Raw genomic sequence first — 14,664 nt, 5'->3', positions numbered from 1 at the left:
TAAAAATTATCTATTTCTTATTTTCAAGTAAACCAGCACGCCTCAATAAAGCATCAGGGTTTGGTTCTTGTCCTCTAAAGTTTTTGTACAATTCCATCGGATCTTTTGTGCCGCCTTGCTGTAAGACATTTTCTTTAAATTTTTGAGCTGTTTCTGAATCAAAAATTCCTTTTTCTTTAAATAATTCGAATGCATCTGCATCCAAAACTTCAGCCCATTTATAAGAATAATAACCTGCAGAATAACCACCTTGAAAAATATGTCCAAAAGCTGTGCTCATACAGTTTGTAGGAATATCGGGCAGGAGAGAAGTTTCTTTGAATGCCTTATTTTCATGAGCTTTCACATCAGTGATTTCGCATGGATTAAGGTTGTGCCAAGACATATCTAATTGCCCAAAACTTACCTGTCTGATGGTTTGTAAGCCTTCCATAAAGTTTGAAGATTTTCTGATTTTTTCAATCAATTCCTGCGGGATAACTTCTTCAGTTTTGTAATGCTTTGCAAACAATTCGAGTGCTTCGTGTTCGTAACACCAATTTTCCATTAATTGGCTAGGAAGTTCTACAAAATCCCAATAAACCGATGCACCAGATAATGAAGGGTAAAAAGTGTTAGCAAGCATCGCGTGTAAAGCGTGACCAAACTCGTGAAACAATGTTGTGACTTCCATGAAAGTCAACAATGACGGTTGCTTTGCTGATGGTTTTGTGAAATTACAAACAATGGATACTTGTGGACGTTCTTCTTTTCCATCTTTGACATATTGATCTTTGTAGGTAGTCATCCATGCGCCATCACGTTTTCCAGCACGTGGATGGAAGTCAGCATAAAAAGTGGCTAAAAATTTTCCATTATCATCAGTCACATCAAAAACAAGAACATCTTCATGATAGACATCAATGGTTTTATTTTTTTTAAAATTGACTTGGTAAAGTTTGTGCGCAACTTTAAAAAGTCCGTCAATCACATTATTTAATTCAAAATACTCTTTGAGTTCATCTTCATTTAAGTCGAATTTTTCTTGCTTGAGTTTTTCAGAATAATAAGCTTGATCCCATTTTTGAAAATCTGTTATTTGATCAGTTTTTTCTGCGAAAGATTTTAATTCATCAAATTCTTTAATCGCAGCTGGTTTTGCTTTTGTCAAGATTTCATTTAAAAACGACATCACATTTTCAGGAGTTTTTGCCATGCGTTCTTGAAGAACAAAATCGGCATGTGTTTCAAAACCTAATAATTGCGCGCGTTCATACCTGAGTTTGACGATTTTTAAAACATTTTCAGTATTGTTGTATTCATTGTCTTTGAAGGCTTTAGCACCAAAACCTTTGAGCATTTTTTCTCTGAGATTTCTGCTTTTAGCAAATTTCATCACAGGCAGATAGGTCGGAAAGTCTAAAGTTAAGATATAACCCAAAACTTCTTTTTCTTTTGCAAGTGTTTGTGCTGAATCTTTTACTGATTCTGGAACACCATCAAGCTCTTTTTCATCTTCAATATGAAGTTCAAAAGCGTTGGTTTCTGCTAAAACATTTTCCCCAAATTGTAACGAAAGTTGAGACAATTGTTTATCAATATCACGAAGCTGTGCTTGTTTTTCTTTTTCTAAATTGGCACCGTTGCGAGTGAAGTTTTTGTAAACTTTATCTAATAATCTTTCTTGCTCGTGATTTAAATCAAGTTCGCTCTTTTGATTATAAATAGATTTGATTCGCGCGAATAATTTTTCGTTTAAAAGCAAATCATTTGAAAACTCACTCAGTAATGGAGAAACTTCTTGCGCTGTTTTTTGAATCTCAGGATTCGTTTCAGCTGAATTTAAATTAAAGAAAATACGTGTCACTTTGCCTAACTGATCGCCAGCAAATTCAAGTGCTTCAAGTGTATTTTTAAAAGTAGGTTCAGCGCTTTGTTCAGCGATGGTAGTGATATCTTTTCTGGCATCCTTAAGCGCTTGCTCAATGGCAGGTTTAAAGTGTTTGTTTTTTATTTTTGAAAAAGGAGGGTATTCAAAATGTTGTAATAATGGATTGTCCTGACTCATATTTCGTTCTTTTTTTAGAACTTGTAAAGATACAAATCAGAGTAGAGTAGAGTTCTTAATTTTAACTCAAAACTTAGAGTTAGTGATCATTTTATCAGGGAATTATTTAAACTTACTCATAGTTTTTTAATTTATCTGTGGCTTCAATAACATTATAGTTTTTCCAGAAAGAAGAAGGATAGCGATCAAACTCTTTGATGATGATGCCTTCGTTTTCTTTAATCCCATCAAATTGATTTTTGTTTATTTTATTTTCTGAAATAATAAAAAATTCATCAGAAGTAAAGTTATTGACTTCAGCTAAAATGTTTAATTTAAATTTCATTCTTTCTCGACGGTTGTCTTCATTTTCTTTAAAAATAAACTTTCTATCGACATAGAAATACTGCCCATCGGTCTGTTTGATATATTTTGGATAATATTTGCCTTCAGCATTTTTGAAATACATCATTTCTAAATTATTTCTATAGCTATCGAATTTTACACCGAATAGAAACTTAAGGTTTAATTTTTGTTCACTTTTGCCTTCGACAAGCTGTCTCTGAAATTTGACAATGCTATAATTTTCTGCAGTGATGTAAAGTTTTCCTCTGTATTTTGCTCGGTTTCTGTCTGGTTCAAAATTGATGATATAGACCATTTCACCATTAAAACTTGTGACATCTTCAATTTTAAAACTGTAATCATCAACTTCAGATAGTGGCTCAAACAATCCTGTTTTGAAATTTAGTTGAGGTAAAAAACTTTTATAGGAATTTCTGATATTTTTCGTTTTCGTGCTATCAACTCTTTTTTCCAGTTGTTTATTGATTTTTGATAAATCCAAGGAATCTTCAACTGTGATGATAAAAGTTCTCACTTTAAAACTATTGGAATTTTCTAATTTTTCAAATATTTTTTTAAAAGCTTTGGTTTGAATTTCTTCAATGTCTTGGTCAGCATCCGACGAAACAATTTTAATAGCTTTTTGTGGAATAATCTTTAAGGAATCTTTCTCGTTGAGATAGACATCAACTAATCTTTCCCTGAAATATGTCGTGTTTGAGCCGATAACGGTCTTTGAGGTTTCTTCTAAATCTCTGTTAATTTCTTTTCGTGTCGATTTTTTGATGTAATTAGCTTTTGTAAGTTCAAAGCCGTAATCTTTAAATTTTGTTTGGTATTCTGTCCTTTGAAAAACTTGAAGTTGGCTTGCATCAGTCACGTAATTACTGTCTTTTTTTTTAATGAAAAGATCAATTAATTCTCTTGCAGTAAAGCTGTCGTCTCTCAAAAAAACCTCTGATAATTCATTGATGGCTGGTGTCAAGTAAATACTATCGTTGTCTCTAAAATCTACTAAAGCCAAACTGAAGGTTTTAAAACCCATGCTAGATATTTTTAAACTATCTATGTTGCGAGTTCTGGTGGTGTCAATGCTAAATTTACCTTCAATATTACTGATAACGCCATTATTTTTGCCATACTGAATTGTCGCAAAGGGAATCGTTTCTTGAGTTGATTTATCCAGAATAGTTCCGCGTAAATTTTGTGCATTCGTTTTGAAAAATAGAAAAACGACGACTAAAACGAATAAGTATTTTATTTTCATATTGATGTTTTAAAGGCTAAAAACCTATTATTTACGCTCACTTTTTTTTCTTGTGATTACAAAATAGATCACATAAAGCCAACTGAAAATTCCGTGCAGAAAAGCCAGTAAAACTGATTTATTTCTTTCCCAAGAGGTGACAACGGCAAGTACAGTTCCTAAGCCAAAACCACTTGAAATGACAGTTTGGATGATTGGTGTTGTTTCAGTTTCCTGACTGAAGGCTTGAATAGAAAATATAAAAAAGAGAAAAAAGTAGAATTTTGCTTTTGTCATCATAAATCATTTAATGAGTTAAACAAACTTAGTTTTTTTAACTTTAAGAGTGAAATTTATTTTATATGTTATTATTTGTTTAAGCAAAAAAGCATCAAACCTTTATGATTTGATGCTTTTTAAATTTTTAGAATCTATTAGAAGTTGATTCCTATTTCTTTTCTTCTTTATTGAAATAAACAAGGTAGTAATACATCTGTCTGTCTTCGTCCCAACCTTTTTCAATGTATTTATCAGCGCTATCTCCGTTCACGAAATCCATTTTAATTTGAACGTTTGTATCTAAGTTAATTACGCTTTTTATTTTTTTACGAGCGGCCGTCACAGCCGTATTTGAGATCGGAAATTCAGCCAGATCTTCAATTTTGTATTTAGGTGCTTGCTCAGTTTTATAGTTTTTAAACTCAGGTTCTAAATCAGGGTTTTCAATCACATCTTTTAAAAATTCTTGCTCGTTAAAGTTATCGTTCGAAGCAAAGTGATTCATGGCTTTATTCATAAACATCACTTCTTGCTGTTTATCTTCAGCCGGCAAAACCACATCTTTGGCGAAGTTTTCACAAAATTTCAAATATTTTTTGGTGTAGAAATTTTCATCTTCAAAAAAGTCAACGCCTAAAAACTGCTCTAGCCAATATTTAGTATCGTATTTATTAGAGTCAACAGAAAGAACTTTATAACCTTGCTCTTTTTCGGTTTCTAAAATCAACGCGCCTTTATCTAATTTATTGAGGTAAACGCCTTGTTGCAAAATTAAATCGAGGTTGTTTTGGTTTTCTTCAAATTGTAAAAAATCATGTTTTAATTCCGATTTAAAAATGCCAATAGCATTCACTTTTTCGTTATCAACTAAAACGTTTTCAAAATAAACCACATAAACTTCTCCCCCTTTAATATGTTGGTGCATCGATTGTTCAAAAAGATAAGTTGTGATCTTTTTAGAAATCTCATGAGTCTTTGATGGATTATTAAAAATCTCATTTGCTAAATTGTAAAGATTATGAAACTCTAAGTCTGTTTCATGAACAAACTGATAGTAATTTTCTTCTTTATCTCTAAAAGATTTAAGGAAATACTCTTTGATTAAAGGTGTTAATTCATCAGAAAGTTCGAAAGGTTCTTCTGAAAGAAATAAACTTTCGTTACGGCTTTTATTACCAACACGATGTATTGACATGCTTTCAATTCGTGCACTATATAAATTTAACATAGAAAGATTTATTGGTTAAATATCGAAATTTAAAATAGATTTTCATCTTTGTTAAACTCCAAAAAATAATAATTGTTAAAACTGATAATATCAGTAAAAAAATAATGTTGATTAATTCCAGTTTTGATCGAAATCAAAATCATCTAGATTTTCAAAGCTATCATTAAAACTTTCATTGTCGTCAAAATCATCGTCTTCATCAAGCTTCTCTGCTTCAAAACTTTTTTCAGGTGGATTTTCTGGTAAATGACCTTGAGCAAACATAAGATTTGGGTAATCTTGGCCATCAATAGGTTCAGCAATGTCTGCTAATTCAACATAAAACGTCCACATGCTGAAGAAGTCGTAAACAAAAATCATTTTCGTGTTGTCTTCAGAAAAAGCATCTTCAATTGGTGTTTCATTCATCATCAACACTGATTCTTCGCCACCGCTCATATCGTGTAAAACGATTTCTTCGCCTTGATTCCATTCCTCATCACTTTTGTAAAATGAAGCCATTTCGGTTCCATCAAATCCAAAAGCTTGAACAATAGCATTGTGCAAATCTTCAAGCGTATCGGTTTTTCTGATTTCAATATCTCTAAAAATGTCGTCTAAAGTGTCAAGTATTATTCTAAATTTAAAAATCATGAAGCTCTTTTTATTGATGATACTTTTTGCTTTTTAAGCAGTGATAAATAATAAAATTTAAATAACGAAGAAAGTTTAAAGTTGAACTTCTCAGTTTTAAAATTTGAGTTGCAAAGTTCTTAATAAAATCTAGAATAGAAAAGTTGCTTTCAGTTTTATGATTAAATTTTGAACTGATATTTCTTAAGTAAATGCTGTCTTTTCATTTATTTACTAAATCTATGTAATGAAAAAACCATTGCTGAGATTAAGAAAAAAGCACCTATTTGATGCGCTAATCCTAATGAAAGCGGGACTTTATATAGAATTGTATAAACACCAAGTGCAAATTGCATGATCACTAAAAAGACAAGAATATTCACACTGAATTTTTGAGTCGAATTTAATTTGAATTGTCTAGATTTAAACCAAATGATAAAGACAAATAAAACAACAATATAAGCCAGTGTTCTGTGAATAAACTGAATTCCGCTAGGGTTTTCGATCAAATTTTTATAAAAAGGTTCTAATAAATAAACGGTATCATGCATAAACATACCTTCATTCATCAATGGCCAATGATTGTGTAAAAGTCCAGCTTTAAGACCAGCGACAAAACCACCGTAAATTATTTGAATTAGTAAAACTGAAATCCCTCCAATAATCCAATTCTTCATCGGTTTGATTGCTGGTTTTCGATGAGGATAAATCAGATCTAAAGCAACCCAAAGCGTTAAAGCGAAAGTGATAAAAGCTGTTGTTAAGTGAGCTGCTAATCTAAAATGACTGACATCAGGTTGGTCGACTAATCCACTTTTAACCATAAACCAACCTAAAAAACCTTGAAATCCTCCGAGCATGAGAAGTCCGATAGATTTTTTAATCGTTGACTTTGTTAATTGTTTTGTCAATAAAAAGTAGAGGAAAGGAATGATAAAAACCAAACCGATTAAGCGTCCTAAAACTCTGTGGAACCATTCCCAAAAGTAAATTGCTTTAAAATCTTCTAACTCAAAATGTGTGTTGTAAGCATTGTATTCAGGAAATTGTTTATAATGCTCAAAGGCGTCTTGCCATTCAGCATCTGATATAGGCGGTATTGTTCCCGAAATTAATTTGTAATTAGACATCGATAAACCAGAATCTGTGAGCCTGGTAATACCACCCACTAAAACCATAATAAACAATAAAACGCAGCCAGTAATTAACCAAGCGATGACCGTTTTGTTGTCTTTTCTTTTTGTTGCCATTAACCCATTTTATTAAGATCACGCAAAGTTACGCTTAAGCAAATTAATGCATCTAAATTTTGAGTTTGTTTTACTTATTTTTAAGAAATTTATGCTTTCTGTTTGAGACCTAATTCTTCAGCTTTTTTAAGCATAAATTGATAGGCAGCATCATATTCATTTGGAATATCACCTTCTAAAATTGCTTCCTTGATTGTGTCTTTTAAAGTACCAACTTCTCGACAAGGTTTGATGTCAAAAATAGTCATGATTTCTTGCCCAGAAATAGGAGGTTGAAAATTACGAATGTGGTCACGTTCTTCAACATCCCTCACGCGTTGTCTTACAATCTTGAAGTTGTTATGATATTTTTTATAACGCTTCGGGTTTTTAGTTGTAATATCGGCTTCACAAAGCATCATTAAATCTTCAAAATAATCTCCAGCGTCTAAAATTAAGCGTCTTACGGCAGAATCAGTTACGTTATCATCAACAATAGCAATAGGTCTTGAACTCAATAAAACAAGCTTTTGAACAAATTTCATCTTATCATTCAATGGCATTTTAAGACGTTTGAATAATTTATAAACCATTTTTGAACCAACAAATTCATGTCCGTGGAAAGTCCAACCCACACGTTTACTAAAACGTTTTGTCGGCGCTTTGCCAATATCATGAAGTAAAGCAGCCCAGCGTAACCAAAGGTTGTTTGTTTCTTGAGAAATATTATCGACAACTTCTAAGGTGTGCCAAAAGTTGTCTTTATGTTTTTGACCATCTTTTTCATCAATGCCTTCAAGAGCAGTCAGTTCAGGCAAAATGAGTGGCAATAGTTTTGTTTTATGAAGCAGTTTAAAACCTGTTGAAGGTTTTTCTGTCAATAGTATTTTATTGATTTCAGTAACGATGCGTTCGTTAGAAATAATCTTTAAACGCTCAGCATTTTTTTCGATAGAATCCAAAGATTTAGGATCGATAAAAAAGTTAAGCTGTGCTGAAAAACGAATTGCTCTCAACATACGCAAAGGATCGTCAGAATAGGTTTCATCTGGATCTAATGGCGTGATGATGAGTTGTTGTTTGAGATGCTCTAAACCATCAAAAGGATCGAGTAATTCTCCAAATTTTTCTGAATTGAGCTGAAGTGCCAATGCATTAATTGTAAAGTCACGACGATTTTGGTCATCACTTAAACTTCCTTTTTCAACGCTGGGCTTTCTGCTATCTTCAGAATAGGATTCTTTTCGCGCACCGACAAACTCAATTTCCAGGTCAAAAGCTTTTAACATTGCCGTTCCGAAAGTTTTAAAAACTTGTACTTTGGGTTTATTAGGCAATAAACTTGCGACTTCTTTTGCTAATGCAATGCCATCGCCAACACAGACAATATCAATGTCCATTTTGTTTTGACGTTTCAGGAAAAAATCTCTTACAAAGCCACCAATTACATAAGTATCAACTTTTAGGTGGTCAGCAGCTTTTGTGATGTAGCTAAAAATCTCATGTTCAAGAGCGTTGGAATAATTATTATCAGGCATATTTATGGTCGAATCACGTGAATTTGTCCAGACTTATCAATCTTTAAAATTTGAGAAGGCTGTGCATTTTTTTTAGATTTTTGCAAATTTACAACATAGTCAACGCCTTTTAAAATTTCAGGCTGTATTTCATTATAATTTTGAGGAGTTGAAACGCCACTGATGTTTGCTGAGGTCGAAATAATAGGTTTACCAAAATTATTAATGAGGCGTTGACAAAACTCTGATTGACTGACACGAACAGCTACCGAATTGTCTTCAGCTAAAAGATTTTGCGCTAATTTTTCATTGGCGTAATAAATAATTGTTGTTGGCTTTTTTGTGTTTTTTAAAATAATATCAACAGCTTCTGCAGGCACATAATCAACATAATCTTTTAGCATCTCTACGCTTGACACTAAGCAAATTAAAGCTTTAGAATCATCTCTCTGCTTAAGGTTATAAACTTTTTGAACGGCGTCAGGGTTTGTGGCATCACAGCCAATACCCCAAACCGTATCGGTTGGATAGAGGAGGAGCTTGCCATCTTTTAGAATTTGCTCTGATTTTTTTAATTCTGCTTGCATAAAGTGGATAAAATGCTAAAATTTACAAAAAAAATTAAATGAAGGTTTTACACGTTACTGGTGCAAAAATATGGGGAGGCAACGAGCAACAACTCTTTAATTTGGTGACAAATTTAAACAAAAATGATCTAGAAAATTATGTTTTTGGTGTAGAGGATTCTAAAATTAATAAAGCTTTTGAGGATTATGATATTCATTTTGAATGTGCTGAGCATCCTAAATTGAAATCTTTTAAAAATACAACTTCATTTAAGAAATATATTCAAAAAATAAAGCCTGATGTCATTCACTTGCACACGAGTGATGCATTAACTTTGGCTTATTATACTTCATTTAAATATCGCTTTAAAGCCAAACTTATTTTTGAAAAAAAAGGAATAGGCAGAAGTTCAAGTTTCTTGAGTCGTTTGAAATATAATTTTTCTCAAATTAATCAAATTATTTGTGTTTCAGATTATGTCAAAAATGAATTTAAAATGATGCTTTCTAAAAAAAACCAAGCTAAACTTAAAGTTGTTCATGACTCATTTAATATAGAATTTGAAGATTTTCCAAAAGACTTTAAACCTCCATTTGATTCATCAATCTTTACAGTTGGCAATATCGCAAATCATTCAGCTGCCAAAGATTTAGACACATTTATTGATGTCGCTGACCAACTTGTGAACCATTATCAAATAAAAGATATTCAATTTGTGCAAGTTGGCGGATTTTCAAAATTAACTCCAGAATATCAAAATCGAGTAAAAGAATTAAATTTAGAAAAGCATGTTTTATTTTTAAATCAATTTAATCAGGCGTATTTATTACATGATTATTTTGATGTTTTCTTGCTAACTTCTGAGCGTGAAGGCGGACCGACTTCATTGTTGGAAGCTTTTTATTTCAAAACTAAAGTTGTCACGACCAGAGTCGGAATTTCAGAACTTTTAATTAATCATACTGAAAATGGCTATATCGCTGATGTGAAAAATAGCAAGCTATTAGCAGAGTTTATTTTAGATTTATATAAAAATAAAACAAGGTTTGATGAAGTTTTAGAAGCCAATAAAGATTTTGTACTTAAAAACTTCACTTCTGAGTTACAAGCTGAAAAAGTTGAAGAAATTTATAAGAAATTATAAAAACTGATCAACGCCTTTTTCGCAATAAGTCAGCTTTTTCTCAGTAGTTTGTTCTTCTATTTCTCTGTTGATATCAATATGAGATTTCGATTGTTCTTTATGGTAAATATGATAAGCAATTCCTGCAAATTTCAGGCGCTTACCTTTGATACCAATATTATGTAATCGCTGAATCATTTCAGAATCATCGATTCCCCAGCCAACGAGGTTTTCATTAAAACCATTCACTTTGATAAAATCTTCTCGCCAAAAAGACATATTACAACCACGTAATTTTCGTGAGCGTTCATCAACAGGTTTATAGATATTTGTTAGTGCTGGAAAATGTAAAGTCCTTCCACGTTTTTTAATACCTTTTGAAAAATAATTAAAATGAATTTGCTTTTTTTCAATCAATTCCTCAAGATGTTCTCTTTGAATGTTTGCCCTTGAACCATAAAGATAAAGACCTTTTTTCGCAAAATTCAGATGATCTTTCACAAAATTCTTATGCATAATAATATCACCATCTATTTCAACAATATAAGGATATTTAGCCTTAGCAATCGCTTGATTCATAATACGAGGCTTGCGATTTGCTTTGTCTTCATGCCAAACGTGAATTAGTGGCACTGGAAAATTCTTTTGAAACTTTTCAATTAAATTTTTAGTTTCTTCAGTTGAACCATCATCAGCAACAATCACTTCGTCAGGTAGTTGAGTTTGATCTAAAATACTAAGTAACAAAAGTTCAAGCGCTTCGGGCCAATTATATGTAGGCGTGACTAGGCTGCATTGGAGTTTGTTTGACATATTAAGCGATTTTTAACAAAAGTAGATAATTTTTATAATTATAAAATTATTGTGCTACATCCTTTTTTAAAAAATGAATAAAGCTAAATTTGCGATTTTATAATTTATTATGCGAGCAGTATTTAATCCGATTTACCAAGAAGACAAAGAAGAACTCTTGTCTTTCATCGAAAATTTTCAGAACTCTGGTGAAGATTTTGGAAATGGCGACAGAAACCGGATTAAATTATTTGATTTTAAAGGACAGAAAATAAACATTAAAGCCTTTAAAACGCCAAATGCGATGAACCAATTTGCGTATCGATATGTGCGTCAATCGAAAGCCGAACGTTCTTTTCAATTTGCAAATAAATTAATTTCTTTAGAAATAGGAACGCCAAAACCAGTGGCTTATATTGAAAATTATGGTGGTTTAGGCTTAAAGGATTCTTATTACATCAGTTTTCATGATGAACCAAAATATACTTATCGTGACTTAGTTCACGATTCAGAAATAGATAATCACGAGAAAATATTAAGAGCTTTTACAGCTTTTTCTTTTGATTTACATGAGAAAGAAGTTGAGTTTTTAGATCATTCTCCAGGTAATACGCTCATTTTTGAAAATGAAAATTCATACGGCTTTAAGTTGGTAGATTTAAACAGAATGAATTTTAGATCTTTAAATTTTGATGATCGTATGCGTAATATGAGGAGACTCACGCCACACAAAATTATGGTTGAAATCATGAGTGATGAATACGCTAAACTATCTCAACGACCTTTTGAAGAAGTTTTTGAAAAAATGTGGTTTTATACGGTTGAGTTTCAAGCAAAATTCCAGCGAAAACAACGTTTGAAAAAGAAAATCAAATTCTGGAAGAAATAATCAAGCAGTCGATTTTTCAGGCAAAGCATTCAATCTTTTGAGTTCAGGGTATCTGTGATAAACACTTAAAGCATTGAGGTAGCAGATAATGATTCCTTTTTTCCCATCCAAAATGCCAAGACGTATAAAGTAGCTATGAAAAAACCTATAAGCAGGTTTGATTATAAAATGATAAAAGTTAGGTTTTACGCCTTTTTGATGTAATTCTTGAGCTTTGAGATGAGCATAACTGATCATTTTTGCTTTGTAGGATTGATAGTCAAGATATGAATAATGAATCAGCTTGTTTTTTAAAGTTTTTGTACTGCCGTTAACTGATAAAATTTCATGAACCAACCTTTCTTTCGTGTAGATTGCTTTTGATTTTTTAAATAATCTTACGTTTTTATCAGTTTGCCAACCACTAAAATTTAGATTTTTGTTTTTAAATTTAAACTTTCTTTTGAAAAAATAAGCATCAGCTGTTTGCGGCTTTTGTATTTCATTTAAAATTTCATCTTTAAGTTTTTGTGTAATTCTTTCATCTGCATCCAAAAATAAAATCCATTCATTTTCGGCATAAGAAAGTGCTAAGTTTCTCTGATCTGTAAAGTTTTTAAACTTATTTTGATAAAGCTTCACATTAGGAAATGTCTTAATAATTTCAATTGTTTTATCAGTTGAAAATGAGTCTAGTACAATGATTTCATCCACAAAATGAAGATTTTCAATAACAGATTTGATATTTCTTTCTTCATTAAGCGTGATTATCAATCCAGTGATTTTAGGCTTAATTTGAGACATTAAGAAGTTTTACTTTGAATAACTACAAAGTACGCAAAACTAAACTATTGTGATGAGTCTCTAAAATAATTTTTGATTTTTTAAAACCTTAAATCATTTTTAAAATCAAACTTAAATTGAATTAAACTTCTATTTTTGTCAAAATTTTTAAATAATGCAAGCCTCAGTTATTATCAGCACATATAACAAACCAGAATGGTTAAGGAAAGTTCTGATAGGTTATGCATGTCAAGATTTTAAGGATTTTGAAATTGTGATCGCTGATGATGGTTCTGGTCCAGAAACAGCTGAAATGCTTAACGAGATTCAAAAACAAACCGATTTGACGATTAATCATGTTTGGCATCCTGATGAAGGTTTTCAGAAAACGCGAATCTTAAATAAAGCCATTATTGCTTCATCTACAAATTATCTTATTTTCACAGATGGTGACTGTGTTCCTCGAAAAGATTTTGTAAAATCTCATCTTAGAAACAGAGAAGAATCAACATTTTTATCTGGTGGGCATTTCCCCTTAAGTATGGAAATTTCTGAATTGATTGATGAAAGTGATATTCAATCTCAAAGATGTTTTGACATAGATTGGTTAAAATCTAAAGGTTTAAAGTCTAATTTTAAGAATGTAAAACTTAGCAAAAATAAAGGTGTCACACATTTAATGAATTTTATTACGCCAACTAAAGCCACATGGAATGGTGGGAATGCATCTGCTTGGAAAAAAGATATTCTTTCGGTTAATGGTTTTGATGAACGTATGAAATATGGAGGCGAAGACAGAGAGTTTGGCGAAAGGCTTGAAAACGCTGGTTTAGAAGCAAAACGCGTCAGGTATTTTGCAATTGTTGTTCATTTAGAGCACGAAAGAGGTTATGTGACTGATGAAGCTTGGCAGAAAAATGATGCTATTAGGTCAGAAACAAAATCTCTAAAAAGAATTAAAACAAGCCATGGTCTTAATTTACATACTGATTGATAAATCTCTCTAATTTAGGTAGAAATAATTCAGGCTTAAAAGCTTGATACAATTCAGATGACTTTTCTTTTAAAATTTTAGTTGGTTCTTTACACAACTCAGGTTTATAATCATTGAGATGTACGGAAGCATTTGGATGATTTTTCTCAAAACTGTTCCAGCCATCCTTTAAAATCCACGGTGAAAATATTGCAAAACTCGGCACATCTAAAGCTTTTGCCATATTAATTGTTCCACCTTCATTGCCAATAATCGCTTTACATTGATCGCAAAGCGTCATAAATCCTCTTAAAGATTCAGCAGTTAATTCAAGGTTGATTTTTTGTTGTGTTTTTTTAGAACAGAGATCATATAATGTTTGAACTTCTTTTTTCTGCTGTGGTAAATAATTAAAAATCAGATCAAAATCAGTTTGAGAAGTAATAAAGTCTAAAACTTCAGCCATGTATTCAATTGGATAAGTCTTGCTATTATTACTACCCATTGAGCTAATCATGATGGTTTTATGGCCTGATAAACCATGCTTTTTAAAAACTTCTGAAGCTGAATTTTTCTCTTCTTTAGTCAGATATATTTTTGGTTTATTGTTGTAAACCTTGACATCTTTTAAAGTTTTTAATAATTTTATTCTGTTGTCAATGGCAGTGCCAGCTTCTGAATGATTAACGGATAATTCTTTGAAGGTTTTTTGATAAATCCAGCTTGTATAAGGTTTGTAGTAACTTGCTTTAAAGGAAGCTTTGCTGAAAAGCGAGACGAGATTGCTTTCTATCTTTCCGTAAGCATCAAAAACATGGGTATATTTTTCTCTTTTTATAGAACCTAAAAACTTGAACAATTCAGTTTTACTTTTTCTAAATTGATCTTCAAACAAAATAAACTTGTCGATATAAGGATTTCCCTGAACCACAGGTTTACAAAATGCATTGACCAAATAGTGAACTTCTGATTCAGGAAAATTCTTTTTTAAGTTTTCACAAATCAAACTGCTGATCAAGACATCTCCGATCATTTTTTGTTGAATGACAAGTATTTTCATAAATCAGCTTTTTTTT

At 31.6% G+C, this 14,664-nt stretch carries 14 protein-coding genes; 3 read left to right on the top strand and 11 right to left on the bottom strand.

The window, feature by feature from the left end; all coding sequences use genetic code 11:
- Positions 1-10: 10 nt before the first annotated feature.
- The 8 genes from BLV84_RS03340 to BLV84_RS03305 form a co-directional block, all read right to left on the bottom strand.
- A complete protein-coding gene (locus BLV84_RS03340) occupies positions 11-2,047 on the bottom strand; it encodes a M3 family metallopeptidase (protein WP_093239509.1) in 2,037 nt (678 codons plus the stop codon).
- A gap of 112 nt (positions 2,048-2,159) precedes the next feature.
- Positions 2,160-3,638 (bottom strand): carboxypeptidase-like regulatory domain-containing protein, encoded by a 1,479-nt coding sequence (locus BLV84_RS03335; protein ID WP_093239506.1) that lies wholly within the window; start codon positions 3,636-3,638, stop codon positions 2,160-2,162.
- A 27-nt stretch (positions 3,639-3,665) separates the two neighbouring features.
- The gene (locus tag BLV84_RS03330; protein ID WP_143521314.1) at positions 3,666-3,914 is read right to left on the bottom strand and encodes a hypothetical protein; all 249 of its coding nucleotides are present in this window, start codon (positions 3,912-3,914) and stop codon (positions 3,666-3,668) included.
- Between the two features lie 151 nt (positions 3,915-4,065).
- A complete protein-coding gene (locus BLV84_RS03325; protein WP_093239498.1) occupies positions 4,066-5,124 on the bottom strand; it encodes a nucleoid-associated protein in 1,059 nt (352 codons plus the stop codon).
- A 111-nt stretch (positions 5,125-5,235) separates the two neighbouring features.
- On the bottom strand, positions 5,236-5,757 hold the full coding sequence (locus BLV84_RS03320; RefSeq protein ID WP_093239495.1) for an IS1096 element passenger TnpR family protein: 522 nt from the start codon (positions 5,755-5,757) through the stop codon (positions 5,236-5,238).
- A 206-nt stretch (positions 5,758-5,963) separates the two neighbouring features.
- Positions 5,964-6,986: a COX15/CtaA family protein gene (locus BLV84_RS03315; RefSeq protein ID WP_093239493.1), complete on the bottom strand. Its 1,023-nt coding sequence runs from the start codon at positions 6,984-6,986 to the stop codon at positions 5,964-5,966.
- Positions 6,987-7,075: 89 nt separating this feature from the next.
- Positions 7,076-8,503, bottom strand: coding sequence for a CCA tRNA nucleotidyltransferase (locus BLV84_RS03310; protein ID WP_093239492.1), 1,428 nt, complete (start codon positions 8,501-8,503; stop codon positions 7,076-7,078).
- Positions 8,504-8,505: 2 nt separating this feature from the next.
- Complete coding sequence (locus BLV84_RS03305; RefSeq protein WP_093239491.1) at positions 8,506-9,069, bottom strand: L-threonylcarbamoyladenylate synthase; 564 nt, start codon at positions 9,067-9,069, stop codon at positions 8,506-8,508.
- Positions 9,070-9,107: 38 nt separating this feature from the next.
- On the opposite strand from BLV84_RS03305, the gene BLV84_RS03300 reads away from it, so the two are divergent.
- Positions 9,108-10,193 (top strand): glycosyltransferase family 4 protein, encoded by a 1,086-nt coding sequence (locus tag BLV84_RS03300; protein ID WP_093239488.1) that lies wholly within the window; start codon positions 9,108-9,110, stop codon positions 10,191-10,193.
- On the opposite strand, the gene BLV84_RS03295 is transcribed toward BLV84_RS03300, so the two are convergent.
- On the bottom strand, positions 10,188-10,985 hold the full coding sequence (locus BLV84_RS03295; protein ID WP_093239485.1) for a glycosyltransferase family 2 protein: 798 nt from the start codon (positions 10,983-10,985) through the stop codon (positions 10,188-10,190). The genes BLV84_RS03300 and BLV84_RS03295 overlap by 6 nt on opposite strands.
- Positions 10,986-11,094: 109 nt before the next feature.
- Here BLV84_RS03295 and BLV84_RS03290 point away from each other — a divergent pair, with 109 nt between their 5' ends.
- Positions 11,095-11,853 (top strand): Kdo domain containing protein, encoded by a 759-nt coding sequence (locus tag BLV84_RS03290; RefSeq protein ID WP_093239482.1) that lies wholly within the window; start codon positions 11,095-11,097, stop codon positions 11,851-11,853.
- Here BLV84_RS03290 and BLV84_RS03285 read toward each other — a convergent pair whose 3' ends face one another.
- A complete protein-coding gene (locus tag BLV84_RS03285) occupies positions 11,854-12,636 on the bottom strand; it encodes a glycosyltransferase family 2 protein (protein ID WP_093239480.1) in 783 nt (260 codons plus the stop codon). It abuts the gene before it with no gap.
- Between the two features lie 154 nt (positions 12,637-12,790).
- On the opposite strand from BLV84_RS03285, the gene BLV84_RS03280 reads away from it, so the two are divergent.
- Positions 12,791-13,609 (top strand): glycosyltransferase family 2 protein, encoded by an 819-nt coding sequence (locus BLV84_RS03280; protein ID WP_093239477.1) that lies wholly within the window; start codon positions 12,791-12,793, stop codon positions 13,607-13,609.
- Here the strand turns inward: BLV84_RS03280 and BLV84_RS03275 are convergent.
- Positions 13,590-14,648, bottom strand: coding sequence for a glycosyltransferase family 9 protein (locus tag BLV84_RS03275; protein ID WP_093239474.1), 1,059 nt, complete (start codon positions 14,646-14,648; stop codon positions 13,590-13,592). The genes BLV84_RS03280 and BLV84_RS03275 overlap by 20 nt on opposite strands.
- Positions 14,649-14,664: the final 16 nt, after the last annotated feature.

The organism is Psychroflexus halocasei (assembly GCF_900107595.1).
Classification (GTDB): Bacteria; Bacteroidota; Bacteroidia; order Flavobacteriales; family Flavobacteriaceae; genus Psychroflexus; species Psychroflexus halocasei.
The sequence above is the reverse complement of the archived record's forward strand: the minus strand, read 5'-3'. Positions and strand labels throughout refer to the sequence as shown.

What these genes read in the sequence shown, in the direction of transcription:
- BLV84_RS03340 (WP_093239509.1), bottom strand. Translation starts at nt 2,047, where the DNA reads ATGAGTCAGGACAATCCATTATTACAACATTTTGAATACCCTCCTTTT.
- BLV84_RS03335 (WP_093239506.1), bottom strand. Translation starts at nt 3,638, where the DNA reads ATGAAAATAAAATACTTATTCGTTTTAGTCGTCGTTTTTCTATTTTTC.
- BLV84_RS03330 (WP_143521314.1), bottom strand. Translation starts at nt 3,914, where the DNA reads ATGACAAAAGCAAAATTCTACTTTTTTCTCTTTTTTATATTTTCTATT.
- BLV84_RS03325 (WP_093239498.1), bottom strand. Translation starts at nt 5,124, where the DNA reads ATGTTAAATTTATATAGTGCACGAATTGAAAGCATGTCAATACATCGT.
- BLV84_RS03320 (WP_093239495.1), bottom strand. Translation starts at nt 5,757, where the DNA reads ATGATTTTTAAATTTAGAATAATACTTGACACTTTAGACGACATTTTT.
- BLV84_RS03315 (WP_093239493.1), bottom strand. Translation starts at nt 6,986, where the DNA reads ATGGCAACAAAAAGAAAAGACAACAAAACGGTCATCGCTTGGTTAATT.
- BLV84_RS03310 (WP_093239492.1), bottom strand. Translation starts at nt 8,503, where the DNA reads ATGCCTGATAATAATTATTCCAACGCTCTTGAACATGAGATTTTTAGC.
- BLV84_RS03305 (WP_093239491.1), bottom strand. Translation starts at nt 9,069, where the DNA reads ATGCAAGCAGAATTAAAAAAATCAGAGCAAATTCTAAAAGATGGCAAG.
- BLV84_RS03300 (WP_093239488.1), top strand. Translation starts at nt 9,108, where the DNA reads ATGAAGGTTTTACACGTTACTGGTGCAAAAATATGGGGAGGCAACGAG.
- BLV84_RS03295 (WP_093239485.1), bottom strand. Translation starts at nt 10,985, where the DNA reads ATGTCAAACAAACTCCAATGCAGCCTAGTCACGCCTACATATAATTGG.
- BLV84_RS03290 (WP_093239482.1), top strand. Translation starts at nt 11,095, where the DNA reads ATGCGAGCAGTATTTAATCCGATTTACCAAGAAGACAAAGAAGAACTC.
- BLV84_RS03285 (WP_093239480.1), bottom strand. Translation starts at nt 12,636, where the DNA reads ATGTCTCAAATTAAGCCTAAAATCACTGGATTGATAATCACGCTTAAT.
- BLV84_RS03280 (WP_093239477.1), top strand. Translation starts at nt 12,791, where the DNA reads ATGCAAGCCTCAGTTATTATCAGCACATATAACAAACCAGAATGGTTA.
- BLV84_RS03275 (WP_093239474.1), bottom strand. Translation starts at nt 14,648, where the DNA reads ATGAAAATACTTGTCATTCAACAAAAAATGATCGGAGATGTCTTGATC.